Annotated in this window: 23 protein-coding genes; 21 read left to right on the top strand and 2 right to left on the bottom strand. The window is 52.8% G+C overall.

From position 1 onward, the window contains the following. Positions 1 to 55: 55 nt before the first annotated feature. The 13 genes from ACYVHX_RS23155 to ACYVHX_RS23095 all read left to right on the top strand — a co-directional run bounded on the left by ACYVHX_RS23155 (position 56) and on the right by ACYVHX_RS23095 (position 11,932). Positions 56 to 1,114, top strand: a complete 1,059-nt coding sequence (locus ACYVHX_RS23155; RefSeq protein WP_460674075.1) for a sulfite exporter TauE/SafE family protein — start codon at positions 56 to 58, stop codon at positions 1,112 to 1,114. Positions 1,115 to 1,188: 74 nt separating this feature from the next. Beyond that, a complete protein-coding gene (locus tag ACYVHX_RS23150; RefSeq protein ID WP_460674074.1) occupies positions 1,189 to 2,382 on the top strand; it encodes a trans-sulfuration enzyme family protein in 1,194 nt (397 codons plus the stop codon). Positions 2,383 to 2,427: 45 nt separating this feature from the next. Continuing rightward, positions 2,428 to 2,637, top strand: coding sequence for a UPF0175 family protein (locus ACYVHX_RS23145; RefSeq protein WP_460674073.1), 210 nt, complete (start codon positions 2,428 to 2,430; stop codon positions 2,635 to 2,637). Between the two features lie 5 nt (positions 2,638 to 2,642). Next, positions 2,643 to 3,098 (top strand): DUF3368 domain-containing protein, encoded by a 456-nt coding sequence (locus ACYVHX_RS23140; protein WP_460674072.1) that lies wholly within the window; start codon positions 2,643 to 2,645, stop codon positions 3,096 to 3,098. Further along, positions 3,095 to 4,204 carry a Gfo/Idh/MocA family protein gene (locus ACYVHX_RS23135; RefSeq protein WP_460674071.1) on the top strand — a complete coding sequence of 370 codons (1,110 nt, stop codon included), beginning with the start codon at positions 3,095 to 3,097 and terminating at the stop codon, positions 4,202 to 4,204. Before ACYVHX_RS23140 ends, ACYVHX_RS23135 begins: the two co-directional genes overlap by 4 nt. A gap of 54 nt (positions 4,205 to 4,258) precedes the next feature. After that, positions 4,259 to 4,972 (top strand): phosphoadenylyl-sulfate reductase, encoded by a 714-nt coding sequence (locus ACYVHX_RS23130; RefSeq protein WP_460674070.1) that lies wholly within the window; start codon positions 4,259 to 4,261, stop codon positions 4,970 to 4,972. Between the two features lie 87 nt (positions 4,973 to 5,059). Beyond that, positions 5,060 to 5,962 carry a sulfate adenylyltransferase subunit CysD gene (gene cysD, locus ACYVHX_RS23125; RefSeq protein WP_460674069.1) on the top strand — a complete coding sequence of 301 codons (903 nt, stop codon included), beginning with the start codon at positions 5,060 to 5,062 and terminating at the stop codon, positions 5,960 to 5,962. A gap of 32 nt (positions 5,963 to 5,994) precedes the next feature. Further along, positions 5,995 to 6,231 carry a DUF4160 domain-containing protein gene (locus ACYVHX_RS23120; protein WP_460674068.1) on the top strand — a complete coding sequence of 79 codons (237 nt, stop codon included), beginning with the start codon at positions 5,995 to 5,997 and terminating at the stop codon, positions 6,229 to 6,231. Then, on the top strand, positions 6,207 to 6,716 hold the full coding sequence (locus tag ACYVHX_RS23115; protein ID WP_460674067.1) for a hypothetical protein: 510 nt from the start codon (positions 6,207 to 6,209) through the stop codon (positions 6,714 to 6,716). Before ACYVHX_RS23120 ends, ACYVHX_RS23115 begins: the two co-directional genes overlap by 25 nt. A 4-nt stretch (positions 6,717 to 6,720) precedes the next feature. Further along, entirely contained in the window at positions 6,721 to 7,974 is a 1,254-nt protein-coding gene (locus ACYVHX_RS23110; protein ID WP_460674066.1) for a sulfate adenylyltransferase subunit 1, read from the top strand. 285 nt (positions 7,975 to 8,259) lie between these two features. After that, entirely contained in the window at positions 8,260 to 10,404 is a 2,145-nt protein-coding gene (locus tag ACYVHX_RS23105) for a nitrite reductase (RefSeq protein ID WP_460674065.1), read from the top strand. 83 nt (positions 10,405 to 10,487) lie between these two features. Then, positions 10,488 to 11,237 (top strand): uroporphyrinogen-III C-methyltransferase, encoded by a 750-nt coding sequence (gene cobA, locus ACYVHX_RS23100; RefSeq protein ID WP_460674064.1) that lies wholly within the window; start codon positions 10,488 to 10,490, stop codon positions 11,235 to 11,237. A 125-nt stretch (positions 11,238 to 11,362) separates the two neighbouring features. Beyond that, on the top strand, positions 11,363 to 11,932 hold the full coding sequence (locus ACYVHX_RS23095; protein ID WP_460674063.1) for a precorrin-2 dehydrogenase/sirohydrochlorin ferrochelatase family protein: 570 nt from the start codon (positions 11,363 to 11,365) through the stop codon (positions 11,930 to 11,932). Here the strand turns inward: ACYVHX_RS23095 and ACYVHX_RS23090 are convergent. Continuing rightward, positions 11,929 to 12,156, bottom strand: coding sequence for a hypothetical protein (locus ACYVHX_RS23090; protein WP_460674062.1), 228 nt, complete (start codon positions 12,154 to 12,156; stop codon positions 11,929 to 11,931). The two genes, ACYVHX_RS23095 and ACYVHX_RS23090, sit on opposite strands and share 4 nt — an antisense overlap. Before the next feature lie 193 nt (positions 12,157 to 12,349). Here ACYVHX_RS23090 and ACYVHX_RS23085 point away from each other — a divergent pair, with 193 nt between their 5' ends. Next, positions 12,350 to 12,811 carry an OsmC family protein gene (locus ACYVHX_RS23085; RefSeq protein WP_460674061.1) on the top strand — a complete coding sequence of 154 codons (462 nt, stop codon included), beginning with the start codon at positions 12,350 to 12,352 and terminating at the stop codon, positions 12,809 to 12,811. A gap of 161 nt (positions 12,812 to 12,972) precedes the next feature. Continuing rightward, complete coding sequence (locus ACYVHX_RS23080; protein WP_460674060.1) at positions 12,973 to 13,767, top strand: thymidylate synthase; 795 nt, start codon at positions 12,973 to 12,975, stop codon at positions 13,765 to 13,767. Positions 13,768 to 13,792: 25 nt separating this feature from the next. Here ACYVHX_RS23080 and ACYVHX_RS23075 read toward each other — a convergent pair whose 3' ends face one another. Continuing rightward, a complete protein-coding gene (locus tag ACYVHX_RS23075; protein ID WP_460674059.1) occupies positions 13,793 to 14,077 on the bottom strand; it encodes a 2TM domain-containing protein in 285 nt (94 codons plus the stop codon). Between the two features lie 143 nt (positions 14,078 to 14,220). Here ACYVHX_RS23075 and ACYVHX_RS23070 point away from each other — a divergent pair, with 143 nt between their 5' ends. From ACYVHX_RS23070 to ACYVHX_RS23045, 6 genes are all read left to right on the top strand, one after another. After that, positions 14,221 to 15,918: a PHP domain-containing protein gene (locus ACYVHX_RS23070; protein ID WP_460674058.1), complete on the top strand. Its 1,698-nt coding sequence runs from the start codon at positions 14,221 to 14,223 to the stop codon at positions 15,916 to 15,918. Positions 15,919 to 16,030: 112 nt separating this feature from the next. Beyond that, a complete protein-coding gene (locus tag ACYVHX_RS23065; RefSeq protein ID WP_460674057.1) occupies positions 16,031 to 18,433 on the top strand; it encodes a TonB-dependent receptor domain-containing protein in 2,403 nt (800 codons plus the stop codon). A 14-nt stretch (positions 18,434 to 18,447) separates the two neighbouring features. Continuing rightward, a complete protein-coding gene (locus ACYVHX_RS23060) occupies positions 18,448 to 19,542 on the top strand; it encodes a DUF4249 domain-containing protein (RefSeq protein WP_460674056.1) in 1,095 nt (364 codons plus the stop codon). A gap of 11 nt (positions 19,543 to 19,553) precedes the next feature. Next, positions 19,554 to 20,618 carry a DUF4249 domain-containing protein gene (locus tag ACYVHX_RS23055; protein WP_460674055.1) on the top strand — a complete coding sequence of 355 codons (1,065 nt, stop codon included), beginning with the start codon at positions 19,554 to 19,556 and terminating at the stop codon, positions 20,616 to 20,618. Between the two features lie 28 nt (positions 20,619 to 20,646). Further along, positions 20,647 to 21,669 (top strand): glycosyltransferase family 9 protein, encoded by a 1,023-nt coding sequence (locus ACYVHX_RS23050; RefSeq protein WP_460674054.1) that lies wholly within the window; start codon positions 20,647 to 20,649, stop codon positions 21,667 to 21,669. A gap of 14 nt (positions 21,670 to 21,683) precedes the next feature. Then, positions 21,684 to 22,556, top strand: a complete 873-nt coding sequence (locus ACYVHX_RS23045; RefSeq protein WP_460674053.1) for a carbon-nitrogen hydrolase — start codon at positions 21,684 to 21,686, stop codon at positions 22,554 to 22,556.

Here is a 22,556-nt window from a genome sequence, read left to right as displayed (position 1 = left end):
AAATGCCGTTTTTCACGACAGATTTTCTCTACTAACTATATATACTTAATTAGTTATGCAGCCTGTTTCAGCCTCCGACTCTTCTCCAGAAGCCACTACCCCCGTCGGACTGAACTTAAATGGGTTAAAGATAACCGTTCAGGGCGACGCTGCGGCTGAACAGGTAAAGCTGCTGCAATCCGCCTTTCCGGATTCCGAAATCGGCCTGGCACCGGATGTCTCAACCCGCCCGGTTTTGCTCCGCCGACGCAACCGCACGGAAATTGCCATCTACGTTTTTTCGGCCCTGTCGCTAATGATTGTCGGGCATCTGCTGCTGAGTTACCTTACACTCGACCGGCTGACGCTGGTGTTGACTACGCTGGAATTTAACAACGACTTCTGGTATTATCTGGCGGGCGGTTTTGTGGCTCAGATGATCGATGGCGCGCTGGGCATGGCCTACGGCGTAACGGCTTCGACCCTGCTTCTGACGGTGGGCGTAAGTCCGGCGGCAGTGAGCGCCAGCGTTCACAGCTCCGAGATTTTCACGAGCGGGGTATCGGGTTATATGCACCTGCGGTTTGGCAACGTCAACAGTAAATTATTCAAAGCCGTGCTGATTCCGGGCGTGATCGGGGCCTGTATGGGCGCGTACGTGCTGGTGTCGCTCGAGCAATATTCGATGTATATCAAACCGGCGGTGGCGGTGTACACGGCGGTGCTGGGGGTTCTGATCCTCAAGAAAGCCCTCGCCAAACGCAACAAGAAAAAACCGATCAAAAAAATTGGTTTGCTGGCGTGGTTTGGCGGGACGATGGATGCCATCGGTGGCGGTGGCTGGGGACCGATTGTGTCGTCGACCCTGATTGCCAGCGGGCGGCATCCGCGTTACACCATCGGTTCGGTTAACCTGGCGGAATTTTTCATCTCGCTCTCCAGCTCCCTGACTTTTGTTACCCTCATTGGTCTGACGCACTGGCAAATCATCGTCGGCCTGATTCTGGGCGGCATGATTGCGGCTCCCATTGCCGCCCTCCTTTCGACCCGTTTGCCCATAAAAGCCATGATGATCATGGTCGGAGTCGTCGTAATAATTGTAAGTTTGCGTAATATTTTGTCGGTCGTTTTATAAGACAACGGAAATGAAATAAGAGACTAGAAAAACAATCATCTCTTGTCCTGACTCCCCTGTCTAGCTTCGCATTCATGAAAAAACAAACGAAAGCCATCCGTATCCAGACGAAGAAGTCGCAGTATCGCGAACATTCGACGCCTTTGTTTCTGACTTCCAGTTTTACGTTTGAAAGCGCCGAACAAGGCAAAGCCCTGTTTGAGGAATCGGAAGAAGGCAACATTTATTCCCGGTTTTCCAATCCGAACGTCACGGAGTTTGTCGATAAAGTGTGCATGCTCGAAAATGCCGAAGCCGGTATTGCAACGGCCACGGGCATGGCTGCGGTTTTTGCCAGCATGGCCGCCCTGCTGAAGTCGGGCGATCATATTGTGGCCTGTCGGGCGTTGTTTGGCTCGGCCCACCAGATCATTTCGCAGATTCTGGTTAAGTGGGGCATTACGTATACCTACGTGGATGCCAGCGCGACGGAAGCGGAATGGGAAGCGGCCATTCAGCCCAACACGAAGATGGTTTACCTGGAAACGCCCTCCAACCCCGGGCTGGAGCTGGTCGATCTGGAAATGCTGGGGCGGCTGAAAAACAAATACGGTTTTATTCTGAACGTCGATAACTGCTTTGCCACGCCGATTCTGCAAACGCCCCTCGACTTTGGCGCGGACCTTTCGGTTCATTCGGCCACCAAGTATATGGATGGGCAGGGGCGCGTGCTGGGCGGTGTGATTGTCGGGCCGGAAAAACTGATTGCCCCGATCCGGTTTTTTGCCCGGCATACGGGTCCATCAATGTCGCCCTTCAACGCCTGGACCCTGTCGAAAAGCCTTGAAACGCTGGAACTGCGGATGGATCGTCATTGCGCCAACGCCCTGAAACTGGCCCAGGCGCTCGAACAGCACCCGGACGTGCAGCACGTCAAATACCCGTTTCTTCCCTCCCACCCGCAGCACGAGCTGGCCCAGCGCCAGATGGCCGCGGGGGGCGCCATTGTAACGTTTGAAGTCGAAGGCGGTTTTGATCGGGTCAAAGCCTTGTTTGAATCCTTGAAAATTGCGTCGCTTTCGTCTAACTTAGGGGACACGCGCACGATCGTCACAAATCCGTTTACGACCACGCACTCCAAACTGAAACCGGATGAGAAAGCGGCTCTGGGCATCACTGAAGGATTGATTCGGGTGTCGGTAGGTCTGGAGGACGGTGACGATCTGGTGGCGGATTTTGAGCAGGCGGTGGCGAAGTCGGCAGAAGCGGTGAAGTCGGCGGTCGAGTGACGCGTTCATTTCCTTTACTGATTTTTACCTTTCGATTAGACGATCATGAAAACGCTAACCATTCAACTGCCGGATTCAATTAATGAACGTGATTTGTTGATGCAGTTGGCGGGCGTACTATTCGAAAAGGGACTTCTCTCCTCTGGACAAGCAGCCGAAATGGTGGGCATCAGCAAGGCAGAATTTCTTGAATCAATCGGTCGTTACGGGATTTCGATCTTTGGAGAGACACCGGAGGATATTAAAAATTTATAACTGGCATGGTAATCATAGCGGATGCAAGTTGTCTAATTGTTCTTCGTAAAATTGGACTTCTTGATTTGCTTAAAAAACTTTACAACACGGTTACCGTAACCACTATTGTAGCGAATGAATGTAAGTTTCTGTTACCAGATTGGATTAAAATTGTCTATATCCAGCCGAACGTTTTTTTGAATGAATTGCAACACAGATTAGATGAAGGTGAAGCCACTTCGATCGCTCTGGCAAATTCACTTCCTGAATGCACACTAATAATTGATGAAGCTAAAGGGCGTTCAGTTGCTAAGGAATTAGGTCTATCAATTATTGGGACGCTTGGGGTTTTGCTGAAAGCCAAGGAAGCCGGTTTAGTGAATTCTTTGGACCAGTTATTAAACGAATTACGCACAAAAACTGATTTTAGATTTTCCAAAGAAATCGAAATAGCCATTCTCATGAAAGCCGGTGAGCGATGAAGCATCTGAAAATCAGTCTAACCTTTATTGTTCTGATCTTGTCAAACTCGGGACTTTTTGCGCAGAATACGAAAAAACCGGTGCGCATCGGCGTGGTTGGTTTGGTGCACTCGCACGTCGGCTGGATTCTGAACCGGGCCACGAAAACCGGTGACCCCACAATTGAGGTGGTCGGCATTGCCGAACCGAATCGGGAAGTGGCCGAGCGGTATCTGAAACGGTACAATTTGCCGATGAGTCTGGTTTATTCGACCGTCGAGGAAATGCTGGACAAAACCAAGCCCGATGCCGTCACGGCCTTTAACGAAATCAGTAATCACATCAATGTCGTCAAGGTGTGCGCGCCCCGCGGGATTCATGTAATGGTGGAAAAACCGCTGGCCGTCAGCATTGATCAGGCCCGGCAAATGGAAGCCCTGGCCAAAAAGCACAACATTCATTTGTTGACCAATTACGAAACTACCTGGTACGGCAGCAATCACAAAGCGTATCAGCTGGCGGTGAAAGAAGGGGCAATTGGTCCGATTCGCCGGATTGTGGTGCACGACGGCCACGACGGGCCGGCCCAGATGAACAAGGAATTTGTGGCCTGGCTGACCGATCCGGTAACAAACGGCGCCGGAGCCCTGTTCGATTTCGGCTGTTACGGCGCCAACCTGGCAACCTGGTTGCTAAACGGCGAAAAACCGCGTACGGTTAGTGCGTTTACGTTGCAGATCAAGCCGGATGTGTACCCGAAAGTAGACGACGACGCCACCATCGTTCTGGAATATCCGAAAGCGCAGGTGGTGATTCAGGCCTCGTGGAACTGGCCGTTCAGCCGCAAGGACATGGAGGTGTACGGTGAAACCGGGTACGTGTTCACGCTGGACGGAACCCGGATGCGGATTCGGCTTAAAGGCGATAAAGCCGAGCAGACCGCCGAAGCCGCCAAAACCGACGCGCCGGTTTCCGATCCGTTCGATTATCTGGCGCAGGTGGTACGCGGTGAAACTAAATCGACGGATGATTTGTCATCGTTGAAAGTGAATATGGTGGTGATGGAAATTCTGGATGCGGCCCGGCAATCGGCGAAAGCTGGCGGAAAGCCCGTTGCACTCAAGTAAGTTGACTATAGCTAAATTTAAAATATAATACCGGGCGAAGCCCACAGGGACGCTATGATAGCAGAACCTTCTTATACCATTGAAAGTCTGGCCGATCTGCTGGCGGGCAAAAGTGAAGTGGAAAGCTTGCGGACACTGGCCGAGCTGTTTCCGGGTCAGGTTGTTTTTTCGTCCAGCTTTGGCTACGAAGATCAGGTCATTACGGACATGATTCTGGCCAATCACATCCCGATCCGGGTTTTTTCGCTGGATACGGGCCGGATGTTTGGCGAAACGTATCAGGTCTGGCAGAAAACCAACAGCCGCTACGATACCAAAATTGAAGCGTATTACCCGAAAGGCGAACCGCTCGAAAAAATGGTAAACGCCAAGGGGCCGTTCAGTTTCTACGAGTCGATCGAAAACCGGAAAGAATGCTGTTTCATCCGGAAAGTCGAACCGCTGAACCGGGCGCTGGCGGGCAACAAAATCTGGATCACGGGCATCCGGGCGGAGCAGTCGCAAAACCGCCAGACCATGACGCAACTGGAAAATGATGACGCGCACCAACTCTTCAAATTCCACCCGCTGATGAACTGGTCGTTCGACGAGGTGAAGACGTATGTGCGCAAAAACAACGTGCCCTACAACCCGCTCCACGACCGCGGTTTTGTTTCCATCGGCTGCCAGCCCTGCACCCGGGCGATTCAGGAGGGAGAAGACTTCCGGGCCGGCCGCTGGTGGTGGGAAGATAATTCAAAGAAAGAATGTGGATTACACGCTAAATGAGTGAAGGGGTGATGGAGTGCTGGAGTGATTTTTCAAAACCGCTCACTTTATGACTCAATCGCTCATTCGCTAATTCGCTCACTAAGAATGAAGTTAGATTATCTAGATCAACTCGAATCGGAAGCGATTCACATCATGCGCGAAGTTGCCGGGCAATTTGAACGGCCCGCGCTCCTGTTCTCGGGCGGAAAAGACTCCATTACGCTGGTGCACCTGGCCCTGAAAGCGTTCCGGCCGGGCAAATTTCCGTTTCCGCTCGTGCACATCGACACCGGTCACAACTTTCAGGAAGCCCTCGATTTCCGGGACTGGCTGGCCGAAAGTCTGGGCGAAAAGCTGATTGTCCGGTACGTCGAAGACACGATTCGCGAGAAAAAACTAAAAGAACCGACGGGCCGAAACGCCAGCCGGAATGCCCTGCAGACGTTTACCCTGCTCGATACCATCGAAGAATTTGAGTTTGATGCCTGCATCGGTGGTGCCCGGCGTGACGAGGAGAAAGCCCGGGCGAAAGAGCGCGTTTTTTCCGTGCGCGACGAATTTGGCTCCTGGGACCCCAAGCTGCAACGGCCCGAACTCTGGAATACCTACAACGGCAAGATTCATAAAGGGGAGAATGTCCGGGTTTTCCCGATTTCGAACTGGACCGAACTCGACGTCTGGAATTATATCAAACGCGAAAACATTGCCCTGCCGAGCATTTATTTTGCCCACGAACGGGAGTTGATTCTGCGCGACGGTAAGTTATTGGCCACGGCAAAGGGCGTCATTCAGCCGGAAGAAACCGACCAGCTTGTGACCCGGAAAGTCCGGTTTCGGACGGTGGGCGATATTTCCTGCACGGCGGCCGTGGAGTCGGATGCCGACACGCTGGAAGCCGCCATTGCCGAAATTCAGGCCACCCGCATCAGCGAACGGGGCGAAACCCGGATCGACGATCAGGTGTCGGAAGCGGCCATGGAAGACCGGAAAAAAGGCGGTTATTTTTGATTGGATAGAAACTATCCGTTATTGTTATCAAAATGCCGACCGTAGCTTTTATTGAAGAACTTAAAATTGAATTATACTTTAAAGATCATCCTCCTCCGCACATCCATGCAAAATCTGCTGAGCATGAAGTTTTAATTGTGATTGATGATGCAAGCATATTTAAAGGTTCGCTTCCCATAAGGAAACTTAAAAAAGTAACCGAATATGTAGCTGATCCTAAAAACAAAAAACGATTAATGACCCTATGGCAAGAATACAGCGGCAATTAATCAGGCCCCAAAAGCTTTTACAGGTCGAACCTTATAAAGTGGTACTACTGTGGTCGAATGGAGAAATCAGATTGAATGATTATACAGAAGAGGTTGAAAAATGGAGAACCGGTTCTAATAACTATTTAAAAAAGCTGACTTCTCCAAAAGTTTTTATGACCGCTTATATCAAAGACAATACGCTTGCTTTTTCAGGAGTAAAAATCAGAGTTCCCGGTATTCCTGGAACACAACCACTTGATTTGGATCCTGACGAAATGCTCAAAGAAAGTGCAAAATTGGGCAGGTCATTTTCGCGTGAAGAAGAGAAGAAGTTAAATCGCCCAAAACAAAATACAGCGCTTTCAAACATTGAAATTAGATTCTCTTCTGAGGGCGATGTATTTATATCTGGTAAATCTTTCCATATTTCCTCTGGCAAATCTAGCCCAACAGTAAAGCCTCTTCTTCAAATAGGTGACGAACTTATTGAAATTGAAAATTAAATTAATGGACCTTCTAAGATTTATTACCGCAGGTAGCGTCGACGACGGCAAAAGCACGCTGATCGGCCGCCTGTTATACGATTCAAAATCCATTCTGGCCGATCAGCTCGAAGCCATCGAACGCGCCAGCAAAAGCCGGGATGAAGGCGAAATTGACCTGGCGCTGCTAACCGACGGCCTGCGCTCCGAACGCGAACAGGGCATTACCATCGACGTAGCGTACCGGTATTTCCAGACCCCCCAGCGTAAGTTCATTATCGTCGATGCGCCGGGGCATATTCAGTACACCCGCAACATGGTGACGGGAGCCTCCAACTGCCAGCTGGCGGTGGTGCTGGTCGATGCCCGGCATGGGGTGGTGGAGCAAACCCGGCGACACTCGCTGATCGCGTCGCTGCTGGGCATACCGCACATTGTGGTGGCCGTCAACAAAATGGATCTGGTCGGTTATTCGCAGGATGTCTTTTCCAATATCTGCATTCATTACAACGAACTGGCTCAGAAGCTGAATTTCGGTCCGGTGACGTACATTCCGCTGAGCGCCCTGAACGGTGATAATGTGGTCGACAAATCCGCCAACATGCCCTGGTACGAAGGCGAACCATTGCTGAGCCACCTGGAAACCGTCGAGCTTGATCAGGATGAGAACCTGACGGATACCCGCTTCCCGGTTCAGTACGTCATTCGTCCGCAAACCGCCGAACTGCACGATTACCGGGGGTACGCCGGCAAAATTACCAGCGGTGTTTTCCGGAAAGGCGATGCGGTGACGGTTTTGCCCACCGGCGAAACATCCACCATTGATGCCATTGAGATTGCCGAAACCCACCTCGACGAAGCGTTTGCGCCCATGTCGGTCGTGCTGCACCTGGCCGATGACGTAGATATTAGCCGGGGTAACCTGATTGTCAAGTCCGACAACCAGCCGATTGTGAGCCAAAATGTGGAAGCCATGCTGTGCTGGATGGATACCAAAGCCCTGAAAGTCGGCAATAAATACACCCTGCAACACGGCACCTTTCGCACGCGCTGCTCCATTCGTGCCATTGTCTACCAACTGAACGTCAACACGTACGAGGAGAACGAAGACATCGAGAGCCTCAAATTGAATGACATTGCCAAAGTCATTCTTAAAACGGCAAAACCGGTCAGTTTCGATCCGTATACCAAAAACCGGGTCAATGGTGGCGCTATTTTGATTGATGAAACGTCGAACGTAACCGTGGGAGCGCTGATGCTTCAGGGTGAGGCCGAATAAGCAGCCATTTACATCCATGAAGCCCGAACGGTGCCCTACTAAAATAGCGGCACCGTTTTTGCATTTTGGGACTTTGAAGATGACTCCGTCCGGCATCCGGCAACATTTTGCATAACGGTTAGTTATGAGCAATAATTAAAAGTATGCCGGTTTGCGTCCGTTCAGGAACTCATAAATAAGTACATTTGTCTATAAACCAGATAGCAGCGCGCCGGAAAAAACCGGCCTTTTGTTCAAAGTATTAGTCTTTTAATTCTATCGACTATCTCACTAAAGCGATAAATCATGTCTGTTCAATTCACCGATAACGTCAGCAACGTTGCCCAACGCGACATTCTGAACCTCCAGAAAAAAATTGGCGTGTTTGCGGATGGCGAAATGACCGAGGAGCATTTCCGTAAATTTCGGCTCTCACGCGGGGTATACGGCCAACGCCAGCCCGGTGTGCAGATGATTCGCATCAAATTGCCCTACGGTCGCATTACGGCTGATCAGTTAATCCGAATTGCCGATATTTCCGACAAATACGCAACGGGCAACCTGCACGCGACCACCCGGCAGGATATTCAACTCCATTTTGTCAAACTGGCCGATACGCCCCAGCTCTGGGCCGATCTGGAAGATGCCAAGATCACCCTGCGTGAAGCCTGCGGCAATACGGTCCGGAATGTGACGGGCGCTGCCAAAGCCGGCATTGACCCCGACGAGCCGTTTGACATTACGCCCTACGCCTACAGTATTTTCGATTACCTGCTCCGCAATCCGATTTGCCAGGAGATGGGCCGGAAGTTCAAAATTTCGCTGTCATCCAGTGAAAAAGACAACGCTTATGGCTACATGCACGATGTTGGGCTGGTTCCCCGCGTCAACGAAGCAGGCCAACGCGGTTTTAAAGTGATGATCGGGGGCGGTCTGGGCGCGCAGCCTTACATGGCCGAAACCGCCTATGAGTTTCTGGAAGAAGACCTGGTGATTCCTTTCATTGAAGGGTGTATCCGCGTTTTCGACCGGTACGGCGAGCGCTCCCGTCGGCACAAAGCCCGGATGAAATTCCTGTTGCAGGACATTGGCCTGGAAGAATTTCTGCGCCGGGTGGAAGAAGAACGGCTGGCGTTGAAGAATAAAACGTATCCGATCAATCCGGAACTCGGTGGCGCTTCCCAGGTTGAATCTGCGGGGCAACAGCAGAATCCCGCGGAGCTGTCAACCGACGAACGTTACCAGGCCTGGCTGAAAACCAACGTGTTCGAGCAGAAACAAACGGGTTGGTACGCCGTTCAGCTGCGGATTTTGCTGGGAGATATGCATTCGGACAAAGCCCGGGCGCTGGCGTCACTGGTGAAGCAATACGCCGGTGATGACATTCGGGTCACGGTCAACCAGGGCTACCTGCTCCGGTTTGTAAAACCCGAAAATCTGCCTGCTTTGCACGCCGGACTCGAGGCACTGGGGCTTGCCGATCCCGGTTTTGATTCGACGGCCGACATTACGACCTGCCCCGGCACCGATACCTGCAACCTGGCCATTTCGAGCAGTTACGGCATTACGCGGGTACTGGAAAAAATGATGAAAGCCGAGTTCCCCGACCTGATTTACAACAACGACATCAAAATCAAGATTTCGGGTTGCATGAACGGCTGCGGCCAGCATTCGGTTGCGAACATTGGTTTCCACAGCAGTTCCGTCAAAAACGGCGCTTATGTCATTCCGGCTTTGCAGGTCTTGCTGGGGGGCGGTTTCAACGGCAAAGGCGAAGGTCTGTTCGGGGATAAAGTAGTTAAAGTTCCTACCAAACGCGGACCGGATGCGCTGCGGCTGTTGCTGCGCGACTACGAAGCCAACGCTTTCGATGGTGAATACTACAGTGATTACTATGCGCGCCAGGGCAAGAATTATTTTTATTCGTTTCTGAAACCGCTGGCCGATCTGAAAACCCTTTCGCAGGAGGACTACACCGACTGGGATCACACCGAACAGTTTGTGACGGAAATCGGGATTGGCGAGTGCGCGGGCGTTATGATCGACCTCGTCGCCACGACCCTGACCGAAGGCACTGACAAGTTGAGCTGGGCCAGCGAAGCCTACGCCGACGGCCGTTGGGCCGACGCCATCTACCACGCCTACAACGTCTTGATTACGGGTGCTAAAGGCGGTTTGATGATGAAAGACATTAACACCAACACCCAGCACGGAATTGTCAGTGATTTTGACAAAAACTTCCTGGGGGAAGCCGGTTTTCACACGCAGGAAGGTGAGTTTAAAACGCTCGTATTCAGCATTAACAAAAGCGAACCGAGCGCCGAATTCGCCCAGTCCTTCATTGCCAGAGCCGCGTCGTTTCTGGACAGTGTCCGCGCCTACCGCGAACGGCAAATCGAGCAGGATGGCCTGCCGGAATTGCAGGAATTAGTGATTGCAAAAGACAGTTAAAAAGGAAGAATGAAAAAGGGGAGAAAAGGAGGAGTGCACGATCTTCCTTTCCCCTTTTTCGTTCCTCCTCTCCTCCTTTACATATGAAATTAACGTTGGTTGGGGCGGGTCCCGGTGATCCGGATTTGATTACCCTTAAAGGTGTAAAAGCGTTGCAGCAGGCCGATGTGGTCATGTACGATGCGCTGGTACACCCCGATTTACTGGATTATTGCAAACCGGATGCGCTGAAAGTGTATGTGGGCAAACGGCTGAACGAATATTCGTGTACGCAGGAAGAAATTAACCCCCTGATTGTGCATTACGCCCAGAAATACGGGCACGTGGTGCGTTTGAAAGGCGGTGATTCGTTTATTTTCGGACGGGGTTACGAAGAAATGGAGTACGCCCGGCAGTACGGCATCGAAACCGAAGTAATTCCCGGCCTGTCCAGCAGTTATGCCGTTCCGGCGCTGGCGGGCATTCCCTTGACAACCCGCGGAGTGAGCGAAAGCTTCTGGGTGGTGACGGGCACCACCAAAACCGGTCAGCTTTCGCACGATTTGCACCTGGCCGCTCAGTCAACGGCGACCGTGGTCATTCTGATGGGCATGCACAAACTGGCCGAGATCATGGCGGTTTTTGGCGCGTGTGGAAAAACCGACGTGCCGGTTGCGATCATTCAAAACGGCTCCTTAACGGAGGAAAAAACCGTTACCGCCACGGTTGCGACCATTGGCGAACAGGTAGCCAGCTCGGGCATCAGCTCCCCGGCGATCATCGTGGTGGGCGAAGTGGCCCGGCTGCGAAACATTCAATTAGCCCATTTACAAAACGCCATCACCCAGAGCTAGAATCAAATTAGCTGGCTACGTTTCCAGTTAGTGTCCATCCTATTTCCAGTACTAGAGGAATAGACCCAATGAAATGCTAACTTGAAAAGGATAGCCGGTAGCGGTTTACTTCCCTTTTTCCGTCCATGAACACCCTCTTCCCAATCTTTGTCAAAATCGAGAACCTGCAAACGCTGGTGGTGGGGGGCGGTTATGTCGGACTGGAAAAAGTGACGGCCTTGTTGTCAAATGCGCCCAATGCTCCGGTGACCCTGGTAGCGCCCGCCATTCGGGAGGAAATTGTCGAACTCGCCCGGCAACACCCTAATCTTCAATTAATTTACGACACCTACGCACCCGGTTTTCTGGACGACAAGGATCTGGTTATCGTAGGCACGAATGAGCAAGCCGTGAACGCTCAGGTGCAGGCCGACTGCAAAAACCGCCGGATTCTGGTCAACGTGGCCGACACGCCCGGACTGTGCGACTATTACCTCAGCTCGGTGGTAAAAAAAGGGGATTTGAAAATTGCCATCTCAACGAATGGCAAATCGCCCACCTTTGCAAAGCGGTTTCGGGAGGTGCTGGAAGAAATTTTGCCGGACTCGTTACAGGCCACGCTGGACAACCTGCAAACCATTCGCAACCGGCTGAAAGGCGACTTTCAGGCAAAGCTGGAACGTCTCAACGAGATAACGAAGGTGATGAAATCCTAAAACCTGGGCAGGAGCTGGGATAAATCGAAGGGTTCTTTCCGCAAAATAAAGACGTATACCAAACCGGCCAGAATCATGTACAGGATGATCAGCCATTTCTTTTTCTGCTCGAATTCGGCAGGGTGATGGTGGTAGTCATAATACATCGACGCCGATAAGGCCATTACCATCAGAAAAAAGGAAAAGATGGCGCAGTCGGTCCGGTATATGACAATATCCCGCATAAAACGGGCTCCCATCAAAATATACAATAACCAGAAACCAAATCCGGTCCGGTATAAGTAGACGCTAAGCCGTCTATCGTTTTTTAAATCAAATAGTTTATCCGACATAACCGTCAGGAATTTATTTAGGTGAAATTACGTAACTTATAAGAAATAAGCAATTTTGTACCCACTACGCAATAACGAAAAAACCATGCAAAGTGAGCAAACCAATACCGTTCCGCCCAAAACGAACACGATGAAAGTAGAGCTGAATCGGGTCGATGACGCCTTCCACTTTGAGGCAACCGGTGTTTCCGACGTACCCATTCACATCGACGGCGCCGTTGACATTGGCGGCCACAACGCCGGGGCCCGCCCGATGGAAATGCTGCTGATGGGCTTAGCCGGCTGCAGCGCCATCGACGTGATTCTGATTCTGAAAAAACAACGCCAGGTGATTGAAGACTTCCGGATTACGGTGGAAGGTCAGCGCCCCGCCGACACCACGCCTGCTCCGTTTCATTCGATTCACCTGCACTATGTTCTGAAGGGCGAACTGGACGAAGACAAGGCCCGCCGGGCGATTGATCTGTCGATGGATAAGTACTGCTCGGCGACGGCGCAAATCCGCCCAACGGCCAGCATCACGTATTCTCTGACGATTGAAAAATAAGGGTAAGGGATAGACCCGCAAATGGAGACGAATGAATTTGAAGGGTTAAGGGCCAGACTACGAACACCTTGCCCTTGGTCTCGTTTCGATTCTCATTTATCCTAAATCTTTTATCTCCCAAAAGGCTTTTGAACCCGGAAGCCTTTTTTTATTTTGGCAGTATGAAACAATACCACGATCTGCTCCGTCATATTCTGGCCACCGGCACCCCGAAAACCGACCGCACCGGCACCGGTACCCTGAGTGTGTTTGGCTACCAGATGCGTTTCGATTTACAGGAAGGTTTTCCGATCGTTACGACGAAAAAAATTCACCTCAAGTCGGTGATTCACGAACTGCTGTGGTTCATCAAGGGCGACACCAACATCAATTACCTGAGCGAACACGGCGTTAAAATCTGGGACGAATGGGCCGACGAAAACGGCGAACTCGGCCCGGTGTACGGCAAGCAATGGCGCAGTTGGGAAGGACCGAACGGGCAGGTGATCGATCAGTTGCAGGACGTATTGAAGCAATTGAAATACCGCCCGGATTCGCGCCGGATCATTGTTTCGGCCTGGAATCCGGCCGATGTGCCCAACATGGCATTGCCGCCCTGCCACGCCCTGTTTCAATTCTACGTGGCCGAAAACCGGCTTTCCTGCCAGTTGTATCAGCGCAGTGCGGATGTGTTTCTGGGCGTGCCGTTTAACATTGCCTCTTACGCCCTGCTAACGATGATGATTGCCCAGGAATGTGGGTATGAGCCCCACGAATTCATCTGGACGGGCGGGGATACGCACCTGTATCTCAATCACCTGGATCAGGTTCATCTGCAATTGTCCCGCGAACCGCGTCCGCTGCCCACCATGAAAATTAATCCGGCGGTGAAGTCGGTTTTCGATTTTAAATACGACGATTTTAAGCTGGAGAATTACGATCCGTTCCCGGCTATCAAAGCGCCGGTGGCCGTCTGACGAATCCGGAGTCTGATTCCCACGGTTAAAGTCCGTGGGTACGTTTGAGTCGCTCGTATTCGCGCTCGGCCAGATTTTTTTCGTTGAAACCGTGGTAGACGCTGAAGTAATGGGAGATTAATCCGATGCCCCAGCCCAGCGTGGCCCAGATTGGCCAGGGATAAAGCCCCCACTTTTCCTGAAAAACAAGCGAAATGATTAGCCAGATCAGCCAGAGAACCGCATTGACAAACAGATAGGTCCGCAGGTGCATTTTGAAACCGGCACGGGCTTTCGCCTGCTTCCAAAGATGAGGGTCGCGTGGGTCCATGTAGGGGATTAGGGTTGTTGGGGAAATTAAATTAATCAGATTCGATACATAATCAATGCGTTAGACCAACTTTCTTTTACAACGGGCCAACAACTAAACCGTCGTAGAGCGTTTGGTTCCACAAACAGTCCCCGACCAACACCATGAGCAATACCGAAATTATCGATATTCTGGAATTAACGGCCAAACTGATGGAGCTCCACGACGGGGATGCGTTCAAGATCAGATCCTATCAGGCTGCGACCTTCAACCTGGACAAAACCGCCGAGGATTTGACCCGACTGTCGTTTCCGGAATTGATCAAGCTGCCGGGTGTGGGCAAGGCGGTGGCCGGAAAGGTACTGCAAATTGTGGAAACCGGGCGGCTCCAGGACCTGGACGACTTGCTGGCGCAGACGCCCGAAGGGGTGATGGAAATGTTCCGGATCAAAGGCATCGGAGCCAAAAAAATCCGGATTATCTGGCGCGACCTGGGCATCGACAACCTCCGTGATTTGCGGCTGGCGTGCGAAAGCGGTGAAATTGCCAAGATCAAAGGGTTCGGTGAGAAAACGCAGCAGGCCATTCTCGAATCGCTGGCTTTTCTGCAAAACCAGACCGGCAAGCTCCGCATGGACAAAGCCGAAGCGCTGGCGAATAGGCTGCTCGAAGAACTGGAAAAAGAGTTCAGCCGGGTCGAAATTACCGGGCAGGTCCGGCGGAAAACCGAAGAAGTCGACAGCGTGCAGTTTGTCATCAGCACCACCGATCCGGTTGCGGCTTTTGCCTCCCTCAAGTCCCTGGCTTACCTCGAACAGAACGAAATCGAATCCAGTCCCTTTGTCTGGCGCGGACAGGCCAGTGGCTACGAAGTTCTGATTGAAATCATTACGGTTTTGCCCGAGCAGTTTGAGGGTAAATTCTTTACGCATTCGGCCGCCGAGAAACACCTGGCCGTTGCGGGCCCGTCGGGCTGGACTTTGCTTCAGACCAGCATGGCTTTTCCGGCCGAAACCGAGGAAGCAATTTATCAACGGGCCGGTTTGCCTTATGTTGTGCCGGAGATGCGGGAGGGCCGTACGGAATTTGACTGGGCGCAAACCCACAGCCCCCGTGAGCTGGTTACCTGGGAGGCTCTGCGCGGGATTCTGCACAACCACAGCACCTACTCCGACGGCAAGCACTCGCTCGAACAAATGGCGACCTACTGCCGCGACCTGGGCTTTTCCTATTTCGGCATCGCCGACCACTCCCAAACGGCATCCTACGCGCACGGACTGGAACCGTACCGCGTCAAACAGCAGCACGAAGAAATTGACCGGCTGAATGAGCAGTTTGGCGGAAAATTCAAAATTCTGAAAGGCATTGAATCCGACATTTTAGGTGACGGTTCGCTGGATTATGACGAGGAAATTCTGGCATCGTTTGATTACGTCGTGGCGTCGGTGCACTCCAACCTGTCGATGAACAGCGAAAAAGCGACCGCCCGGCTGATCAACGCCATTCAGAATCCGTTTACTACCATTTTGGGCCACCCCACCGGTCGGCTGCTGCTGGCCCGCGCGGGCTACCCCATCGACTACAAAGCCGTGATTGATGCCTGCGCCGAACGCGGGGTGGTGATCGAGATCAACGCCAGCCCCTGGCGGCTCGACCTCGACTGGCGCTGGATTCAATACGCTGTCAGCAAGGGAGTTATGCTGAGCATCAATCCGGACGCTCACGAAATGGCCGGGTTTCACGACATGAATTACGGGGTGTCCGTGGCCCGCAAAGGCGGTTTGACCACCGCCATGACGTTCAACGCCCTCGCCTTACCCGAACTCGAAACGTACCTCCAGAACCGCAGGAAAGGAGTTTAAGAATTGGATTGATCACCTATTGGATAGAATTTTAATAGCACGATTATTGGCTATTTACTAGTCAATAGTTGATCTTTACAAAACTGAAACCAATTATTACGACCTGACATTCATGCGATTTTTCTACTTCACCATTGCGTGCAGTTGGCTTTCTATTCTTTTCGCTGTTGCTCAGCCCAAAACCGATCCTTCCCACCACTCGCTGACGGGCTACGTGCGGAATGCGGTCACTCAACAGCCCATTCAGGGGGTATCGGTTTTTATTACCGAAAACCGCCGGGGTGTTAACACCAGCCGTGACGGTTTTTTCGTCATTCCGCTCCCGCCGGGCACCTACAACGTCAAGTTTTCACACCTCGGTTTTCGGTCGCAGACCCGCACCATTACGCTCGATAAGACGATTTTAACGGAAATTCTGCTGGAGGACGATTCCAAAGACCTCGAAGAAGTGACCGTTACGACCGAATCGCCCGACCGCAATGTCAAGAAAGTAGAACTGGGCGTGACGCAGATGACCATCAAAACCATCAAGCGGATTCCGGCCTTTATGGGAGAAGCGGATGTGGTGCGCAGCTTGCTGTTGCTGCCGGGCGTCACCACCGTGGGCGAAGGCGCACCGGGCATCAACGTGCGCGGAGGCAGCACCGACCAGAACCTGGTGCTGATGGACGACGCACCGGTTTTCAATTCGAGTCACCTGATGGGTTTTTTCTCGGTTTTCAACCCCGATATTGTCCGCGATGTAACCCTGAACCGGGGCGGTATTGCGCCGAGCATGGGCGGCCGGGCGGCTTCGGTGCTCGACATTCGGGTGAAAGAACCGGAAACGGAGCGCATCTCCGTCAACGGCGGCATCGGGCTTGTGGCCAGCCGTCTGGGGATCGAAGGGCCGCTTTTAAACAAAAAACTGTCGTTTCTGCTGGCCGGGCGGGCGTCGTTCAACGATTTTCTGTTCAAGCTCATGCCCCCGCGCCTTCGGGAAACGAAAGCCAACTTTTACGATTTAACGACAAAAATCAAATTTCAACCCAACGAAAAGCACACGGTTACGTTCACGGGTTACCACAGTTTCGACAATTTTAAACTGGCGTCGGATTCCCTTTCCAGCGTGGAAGTCAACGCTTCGTCCACGATTTTCGAATACCGCACGCTGAACGGCACCCTGAAGTGGAATTATTTCATCAACGACCGGTTTAACCTCACCACCACGGCGGTTTTCAGTCAGTACCGCCCCGAAACCTCCGCGCCCGATTCGGCCAATTCCTTCCGGCTCACGTCGGAGATTTTGCACCGTCAGCTGAAAGCCGATCTGAGCATTGCGGCTACCGACAATCACCAGTTGCAGGGCGGTATCAGTCTGATCGATTATTACCTCCAGCCCAACCGGCTCATTCCCGGCTACTTATCCAACGTTTTGCCGAAAACACTCCCCGTTGAACAGGCCTATGAACTGGCGGTTTATGCGCAGGACGAATGGAAAATCAACGATGCGGTTTCCATCCTGGGCGGTATTCGCTATTCCCGGTTGCTAAACCGGGGAGCCGCTACGGTTCCCATTTATCAGGAAGGCGTTCCGCGCGAACCCGAAACGGCGACTTCCTCGGCCACCTACCCGAAAGGCCGGATTTTCCACCAAAACGGCGGCATCGAACCCCGGCTGGCGCTGCGCTGGACGTTGGCCGAAGGGCAGTCGGTCAAGGCCGGATACAACCGGCTGCGGCAGTATATTCACCAAATCACGAACACCACAGCGGCTTTGCCCATTTCTCGTTGGAAACTGAGCGACTCCTTTATCAAACCCCAGATTGCGGATCAATGGTCGGTCGGTTATTTCCGGAATACGGCCGGAAATGCCTACGAAGTCTCGGCGGAGGTCTACTACAAAACCCTGAAAAACGCCATCGACTACAAAGACGGTGCGGAATTGCTGCTGAATGCCACGCCCGAAACCGAGTTGTTGCAGGGCAACGGGCAGGCGTATGGGCTGGAAACGCAACTTCGTAAAAACAAAGGGCACCTGATCGGCTGGCTCAGTTACACGTATTCGCGTTCGATTTACACCATCAACGGTGTTTTTCCGCAGGAACGGGTGAACAACGGCAACCCCTACCCCGCCAACTTCGACAAACCGCACACCCTGAACGCGATGGCCACCCTGCGGCCCAATAACCGGGTGAACGTTTCCTTCAATTTTACGTACAGCACCGGTCGGCCCGTGACCCAGCCCTACGCCCGGGCGCGCGTCAACGGCATCATCGTTCCCATCTACATCAACCGCAACCAGCAGCGGATCCCGGATTATCACCGGCTGGATTTTGCCGTCGAGTTTAACCAGGACCCGGCTAAAAAACGGCGTTACGAGCGAAGCTGGGTGTTTTCGATTTACAATGTTTACGCCCGGAAGAATGCGTATTCGGTGTTTTTCAAGCTGAATTCGGCCTCGCTGAACGACGCCTACAAGCTCTCGGTGTTCGGGTCGGCTTTTCCATCGCTGACGTACAATTTCAAATTCTGACGGTTTCGAGATCTATGAAACGCATCGTAAAAACCGCATCCCTGGCAACCCTGCTCCGCTTCTGCCCGCTTCTGGTGCTGCTGCTCGGTCTGGTGAGTTCCTGTCTGACCCCCTACCAGCCGGACACGCAAACCATCGGCCGGTCAATTGTGGTGGAAGGCATGATCACCGATCAGCCGGGGCCGTATACGGTCACCCTGAGCTATACCGCCGATTATACGTTTACCGGTTTGAATCTGAACGTACGGGGGGCCACCGTTATCCTTTCCGATAACGCGGGAAACCAGGAAGTGTTGCTGGAAAACCAGCCCGGTTCATACCAGACCTCCGCAGCGGGGATGCGCGGAATTTCGGGCCGTTCCTACAAAATCTCAATCAACACCACTGACGGGCGCCAGTATGAATCGGCTCCGGAACTCCTGAAAGCGGCCCCGCCGATCAGCCAGTTGACGTACGAATACCAGTACAATCCCTTCGCGACTACCAACGACAAGCGCAACACCTGGGACGTGTATCTGGATACCAAAGACCCCGAATCATCCGGCGATTATTACCGCTGGACCTGGAAAAACTACGAATTCACCGCGGCCTGTTTTGTTTCGGACGATGCCAATTCGGAAGGCATATTCACCGGTTTGCCCTGCTGCACGAGCTGCTGGGACATCAACCAGTGCTACAGCAACTGCATCAACGTCAGTTCCGATGCCGCCGTCAACGGGAAAGCCATCAACCGGCAACTCGTTCTCAGTGTGCCGTTTACGTCGCGGGGAATCTATTACGTGGAAGTGGAACAGCAGTCCATCAGCGAGGGCGCGTTCCGGTTTTTCAACAGCGTCCGGAAGTTGGTCAACAACACAGGCGGTTTGTTCGATTCGGCCCCGGCGACCGTTGGTGGCAATGTGCGGTGTGTCAGTCATCCGGATGAGCCGGTTTACGGTTATTTCGGGGCCAGCGGAATCAGCGTGATGCCCCTGAAGGTTGATCGCTCCAAAGACGCCGTTGGCTTCCCGGTTTTCAAACGAATTCAGACCAATCCACTGGCTCCCTGCATTGCCTGCGTCGAAAGCCCCTTCCGAACCCCCCAAAAGCCACGGTGGTGGGACCAATAACTGCCCGTTCCATGAGCATTTTACGTCCGTTTTTTCTTTTTGCCAGCATGGCCCTCGGCGCCGTTTCCTGCCTGTCGCCTTTCCAGCCCGAAACCCAATCCATTGAGCCGTCGCTGGTTGTGGAAGGCATGATCACCGATCAGCCGGGGCCGTATTCGGTCAAATTAACGCAGACCAGCGATTACTCCTTCGCGGGCCTGAATCTGATTACTTCCGGCGCTACGGTGACCTTAACCGATAATCTGGGCAATCAGGAAGTGTTGCAGGAAACGCCCAATACCGGAGTTTATCAAACCCGAAAAGACGGGATGCAGGGCGTCGCCGGACGGAGTTACAAAATTTCGATCCAGACCAAGACGGGCAAACAGTATGAATCGGAGCTGGAACTGCTGAAAACCGCCGTGCCGATTCAGCGCGTGTACTACCGGTTTCGGGAAGATCCGTTTGCGTTGACCTCCGAAGACCGGAGCGGCTGGGACGTGTACGTGGATCTCAAAGATTCCGAAACGGCCGGTGATTATTACCGCTGGACCTGGACCCATTATGAGCAGATTCAGGTGTGCAATACCTACCGTCAATCCCAGTTCTCGGATATCTTTTACGACCAACAGTGCTGTTCGCCCTGCTGGGATATTGTCCGGTGTTACGACTGCCTGAACGTCCGGTCCGACGCAGCCATCAACGGCAAAGTGCTGAGCGGCCAGCTGATCACGCGCGTGCCGTACACGTCGAATCTGCGGTACTACCTTGAGGTCGAACAGCAGACCATCAGTGCGGGGGCTTTCCGGTTTTTTGAAAGTGTGCGCAAACTGGTTTCCAATACCGGCGGTTTGTTCGATGCGGCTCCGGCGACGGTTCGGGGCAACCTCCGGTGTGTCAGCGCGCCCAACGAGCCGGTTTTTGGGTATTTTGGAGCCGTCGGTATTGCCGTGAGCGCTTTGTACGTGGATCGTCTGGATGGCATAGGAACGCCCACGCTCACCGGTCCGCCCAATTATAAACTGGTACCGCCCGACCCCTGCTACCCCTGCGAAACCAGTTTATACCGGACTACGCAAAAACCGGGTTGGTGGTAGTCGCGATTTATCGTAATTTTGACGGCAAATGCACACACCATCCGTAAAATTTCTGATCATCCGGTTTTCTTCCATCGGCGACATCGTGCTGACGACACCGGTGATTCGCTGCCTGAAACAACAGGTGCCGGGTGCGGAGGTTCATTTTTGCACCAAGCGGTCTTTCCACGCCCTGATCGAATCCAACCCTTACGTTGATAAAGGTTTTTACCTGGACGGAACCCTGAGTGAGCTGATCCGCCAGTTGCGGGCCGAGCAATACGACTACATCATCGATTTACACAACAACCTCCGGACCTTGCAGATCAAGTTGCGGCTGGGCGTCCGGTCGTCCAGTTTCGACAAGCTGAATTGGGAAAAATGGCTCTACGTGCGGTTTAAGGTGAAGACCATGCCCGATGTTCACGTCGTTGATCGGTATCTGAAAACCACGAAATCCTTCGGCGTTGTCAACGATGGCCGGGGGCTGGATTACTTCATTCCGTACAAAGACATGGTCGAACCGGAATGGATTCCCGCGACGCACCGCCGGAAATTTGTGGCCTACGCCATCGGCGGACAGCACAACACCAAGAAATTGCCCGTCGCGCGCATGATTGAACTGTGCCGGAAAATAAATTATCCCGTTGTTTTGCTGGGCGGAAAAGAAGACGCAGCCGCCGGCGAAGAGGTCCGCCTGGCGTTGGGCGACAAGCTGATTTACAATGCCTGCGGGAAGTACAATCTGAACCAGTCGGCTTCGTTGCTGCAACAGTCGGCGCTGGTTTTCAGCCACGATACCGGTTTGATGCACATTGCGGCCGCCCTCAAGAAAAAGGTGTACGCCATCTGGGGCAACACCACGCCACAACTGGGGATGTATCCGTACCAGACGCATTATGTTTCGCTCGAAAATAAACCGTTACGGTGCCGTCCGTGTTCTAAAATTGGCTACGAACGCTGCCCGCTGGGTCATTTCAAATGCATGAATGAGCTGCCGTTTGATTTTGACCTCAGCGAATTAAAACGCGGTGCCGGTCCTTCGACCCGTCGAATGGGGCCGGAGCGCTAATTCCATTCCGAACCATGTCTAAAAAAGTAAACATTGGCCTGGTGCAGATGTCCTGCTCGGCCGACCTGGAGGCCAATCTTGAAAAAGCCATTGCAGGCATTCGGGAAGCGGCCGCGAAGGGTGCGCAAATTGTTTGTTTACAGGAACTGTTCCGCTCGCTTTACTTCTGCGATGTGGAAGATCACCACAATTTCAGCCTGGCCGAAGCCATTCCCGGCCCCACCACGGAACGACTGGGTAAAATCGCCCGCGAAACCAATACCGTCGTCATTGCGTCGTTGTTTGAAAAACGCACCGCCGGTTTATACCACAACACCACGGCGGTTCTGGACGCTGACGGTACGTATCTGGGCAAATACCGGAAGATGCACATTCCCGACGATCCGGGCTATTACGAGAAATTTTACTTTACGCCCGGCGATCTGGGCTACAAGGTATTTGATACGAAATACGCCCGAATCGGCGTTTTGATTTGCTGGGACCAGTGGTATCCGGAGCCGGCCCGCATCACCTCGCTGATGGGTGCCGAAATTCTGTTTTACCCGACGGCCATCGGCTGGGATACGGAAGAAACCGACCCGAAGGTGGACGAAGAACAGTACAGCGCCTGGCAAACCATCCAGCGGAGCCACGCGATTGCCAACGGAGTGCATGTGGTTTCCGTCAACCGGGTGGGGGTCGAAGGAGGCCAGCGGTTTTGGGGCGGTTCGTTTGTAGCCAATCCGCACGGCTCGCTGCTGTATCTGGCCCCGCACGAGCAGGAAGTGGTTCATGTCCAGGAAGTTGACCTGGATCTGACCGACAAATACCGCACCACCTGGCCTTATTTCCGCGACCGGCGCATTGATTCGTACCAGCCGATCACGAAACGTTATTTAGACGAATGA

The organism is Larkinella ripae, assembly GCF_054780775.1.
Note: the sequence above shows the minus strand (reverse complement) of the source record. Positions and strands in the feature narration are given on the sequence as shown.

Excerpts from the sequence above, each read along its gene's own strand:
- ACYVHX_RS23155 (WP_460674075.1), top strand. The coding sequence starts at position 56 with ATGCAGCCTGTTTCAGCCTCCGACTCTTCTCCAGAAGCCACTACCCCC.
- ACYVHX_RS23150 (WP_460674074.1), top strand. The coding sequence starts at position 1,189 with ATGAAAAAACAAACGAAAGCCATCCGTATCCAGACGAAGAAGTCGCAG.
- ACYVHX_RS23145 (WP_460674073.1), top strand. The coding sequence starts at position 2,428 with ATGAAAACGCTAACCATTCAACTGCCGGATTCAATTAATGAACGTGAT.
- ACYVHX_RS23140 (WP_460674072.1), top strand. The coding sequence starts at position 2,643 with ATGGTAATCATAGCGGATGCAAGTTGTCTAATTGTTCTTCGTAAAATT.
- ACYVHX_RS23135 (WP_460674071.1), top strand. The coding sequence starts at position 3,095 with ATGAAGCATCTGAAAATCAGTCTAACCTTTATTGTTCTGATCTTGTCA.
- ACYVHX_RS23130 (WP_460674070.1), top strand. The coding sequence starts at position 4,259 with ATGATAGCAGAACCTTCTTATACCATTGAAAGTCTGGCCGATCTGCTG.
- cysD (WP_460674069.1), top strand. The coding sequence starts at position 5,060 with ATGAAGTTAGATTATCTAGATCAACTCGAATCGGAAGCGATTCACATC.
- ACYVHX_RS23120 (WP_460674068.1), top strand. The coding sequence starts at position 5,995 with ATGCCGACCGTAGCTTTTATTGAAGAACTTAAAATTGAATTATACTTT.
- ACYVHX_RS23115 (WP_460674067.1), top strand. The coding sequence starts at position 6,207 with ATGGCAAGAATACAGCGGCAATTAATCAGGCCCCAAAAGCTTTTACAG.
- ACYVHX_RS23110 (WP_460674066.1), top strand. The coding sequence starts at position 6,721 with ATGGACCTTCTAAGATTTATTACCGCAGGTAGCGTCGACGACGGCAAA.
- ACYVHX_RS23105 (WP_460674065.1), top strand. The coding sequence starts at position 8,260 with ATGTCTGTTCAATTCACCGATAACGTCAGCAACGTTGCCCAACGCGAC.
- cobA (WP_460674064.1), top strand. The coding sequence starts at position 10,488 with ATGAAATTAACGTTGGTTGGGGCGGGTCCCGGTGATCCGGATTTGATT.
- ACYVHX_RS23095 (WP_460674063.1), top strand. The coding sequence starts at position 11,363 with ATGAACACCCTCTTCCCAATCTTTGTCAAAATCGAGAACCTGCAAACG.
- ACYVHX_RS23090 (WP_460674062.1), bottom strand. The coding sequence starts at position 12,156 with ATGCGGGATATTGTCATATACCGGACCGACTGCGCCATCTTTTCCTTT.
- ACYVHX_RS23085 (WP_460674061.1), top strand. The coding sequence starts at position 12,350 with ATGCAAAGTGAGCAAACCAATACCGTTCCGCCCAAAACGAACACGATG.
- ACYVHX_RS23080 (WP_460674060.1), top strand. The coding sequence starts at position 12,973 with ATGAAACAATACCACGATCTGCTCCGTCATATTCTGGCCACCGGCACC.
- ACYVHX_RS23075 (WP_460674059.1), bottom strand. The coding sequence starts at position 14,077 with ATGGACCCACGCGACCCTCATCTTTGGAAGCAGGCGAAAGCCCGTGCC.
- ACYVHX_RS23070 (WP_460674058.1), top strand. The coding sequence starts at position 14,221 with ATGAGCAATACCGAAATTATCGATATTCTGGAATTAACGGCCAAACTG.
- ACYVHX_RS23065 (WP_460674057.1), top strand. The coding sequence starts at position 16,031 with ATGCGATTTTTCTACTTCACCATTGCGTGCAGTTGGCTTTCTATTCTT.
- ACYVHX_RS23060 (WP_460674056.1), top strand. The coding sequence starts at position 18,448 with ATGAAACGCATCGTAAAAACCGCATCCCTGGCAACCCTGCTCCGCTTC.
- ACYVHX_RS23055 (WP_460674055.1), top strand. The coding sequence starts at position 19,554 with ATGAGCATTTTACGTCCGTTTTTTCTTTTTGCCAGCATGGCCCTCGGC.
- ACYVHX_RS23050 (WP_460674054.1), top strand. The coding sequence starts at position 20,647 with ATGCACACACCATCCGTAAAATTTCTGATCATCCGGTTTTCTTCCATC.
- ACYVHX_RS23045 (WP_460674053.1), top strand. The coding sequence starts at position 21,684 with ATGTCTAAAAAAGTAAACATTGGCCTGGTGCAGATGTCCTGCTCGGCC.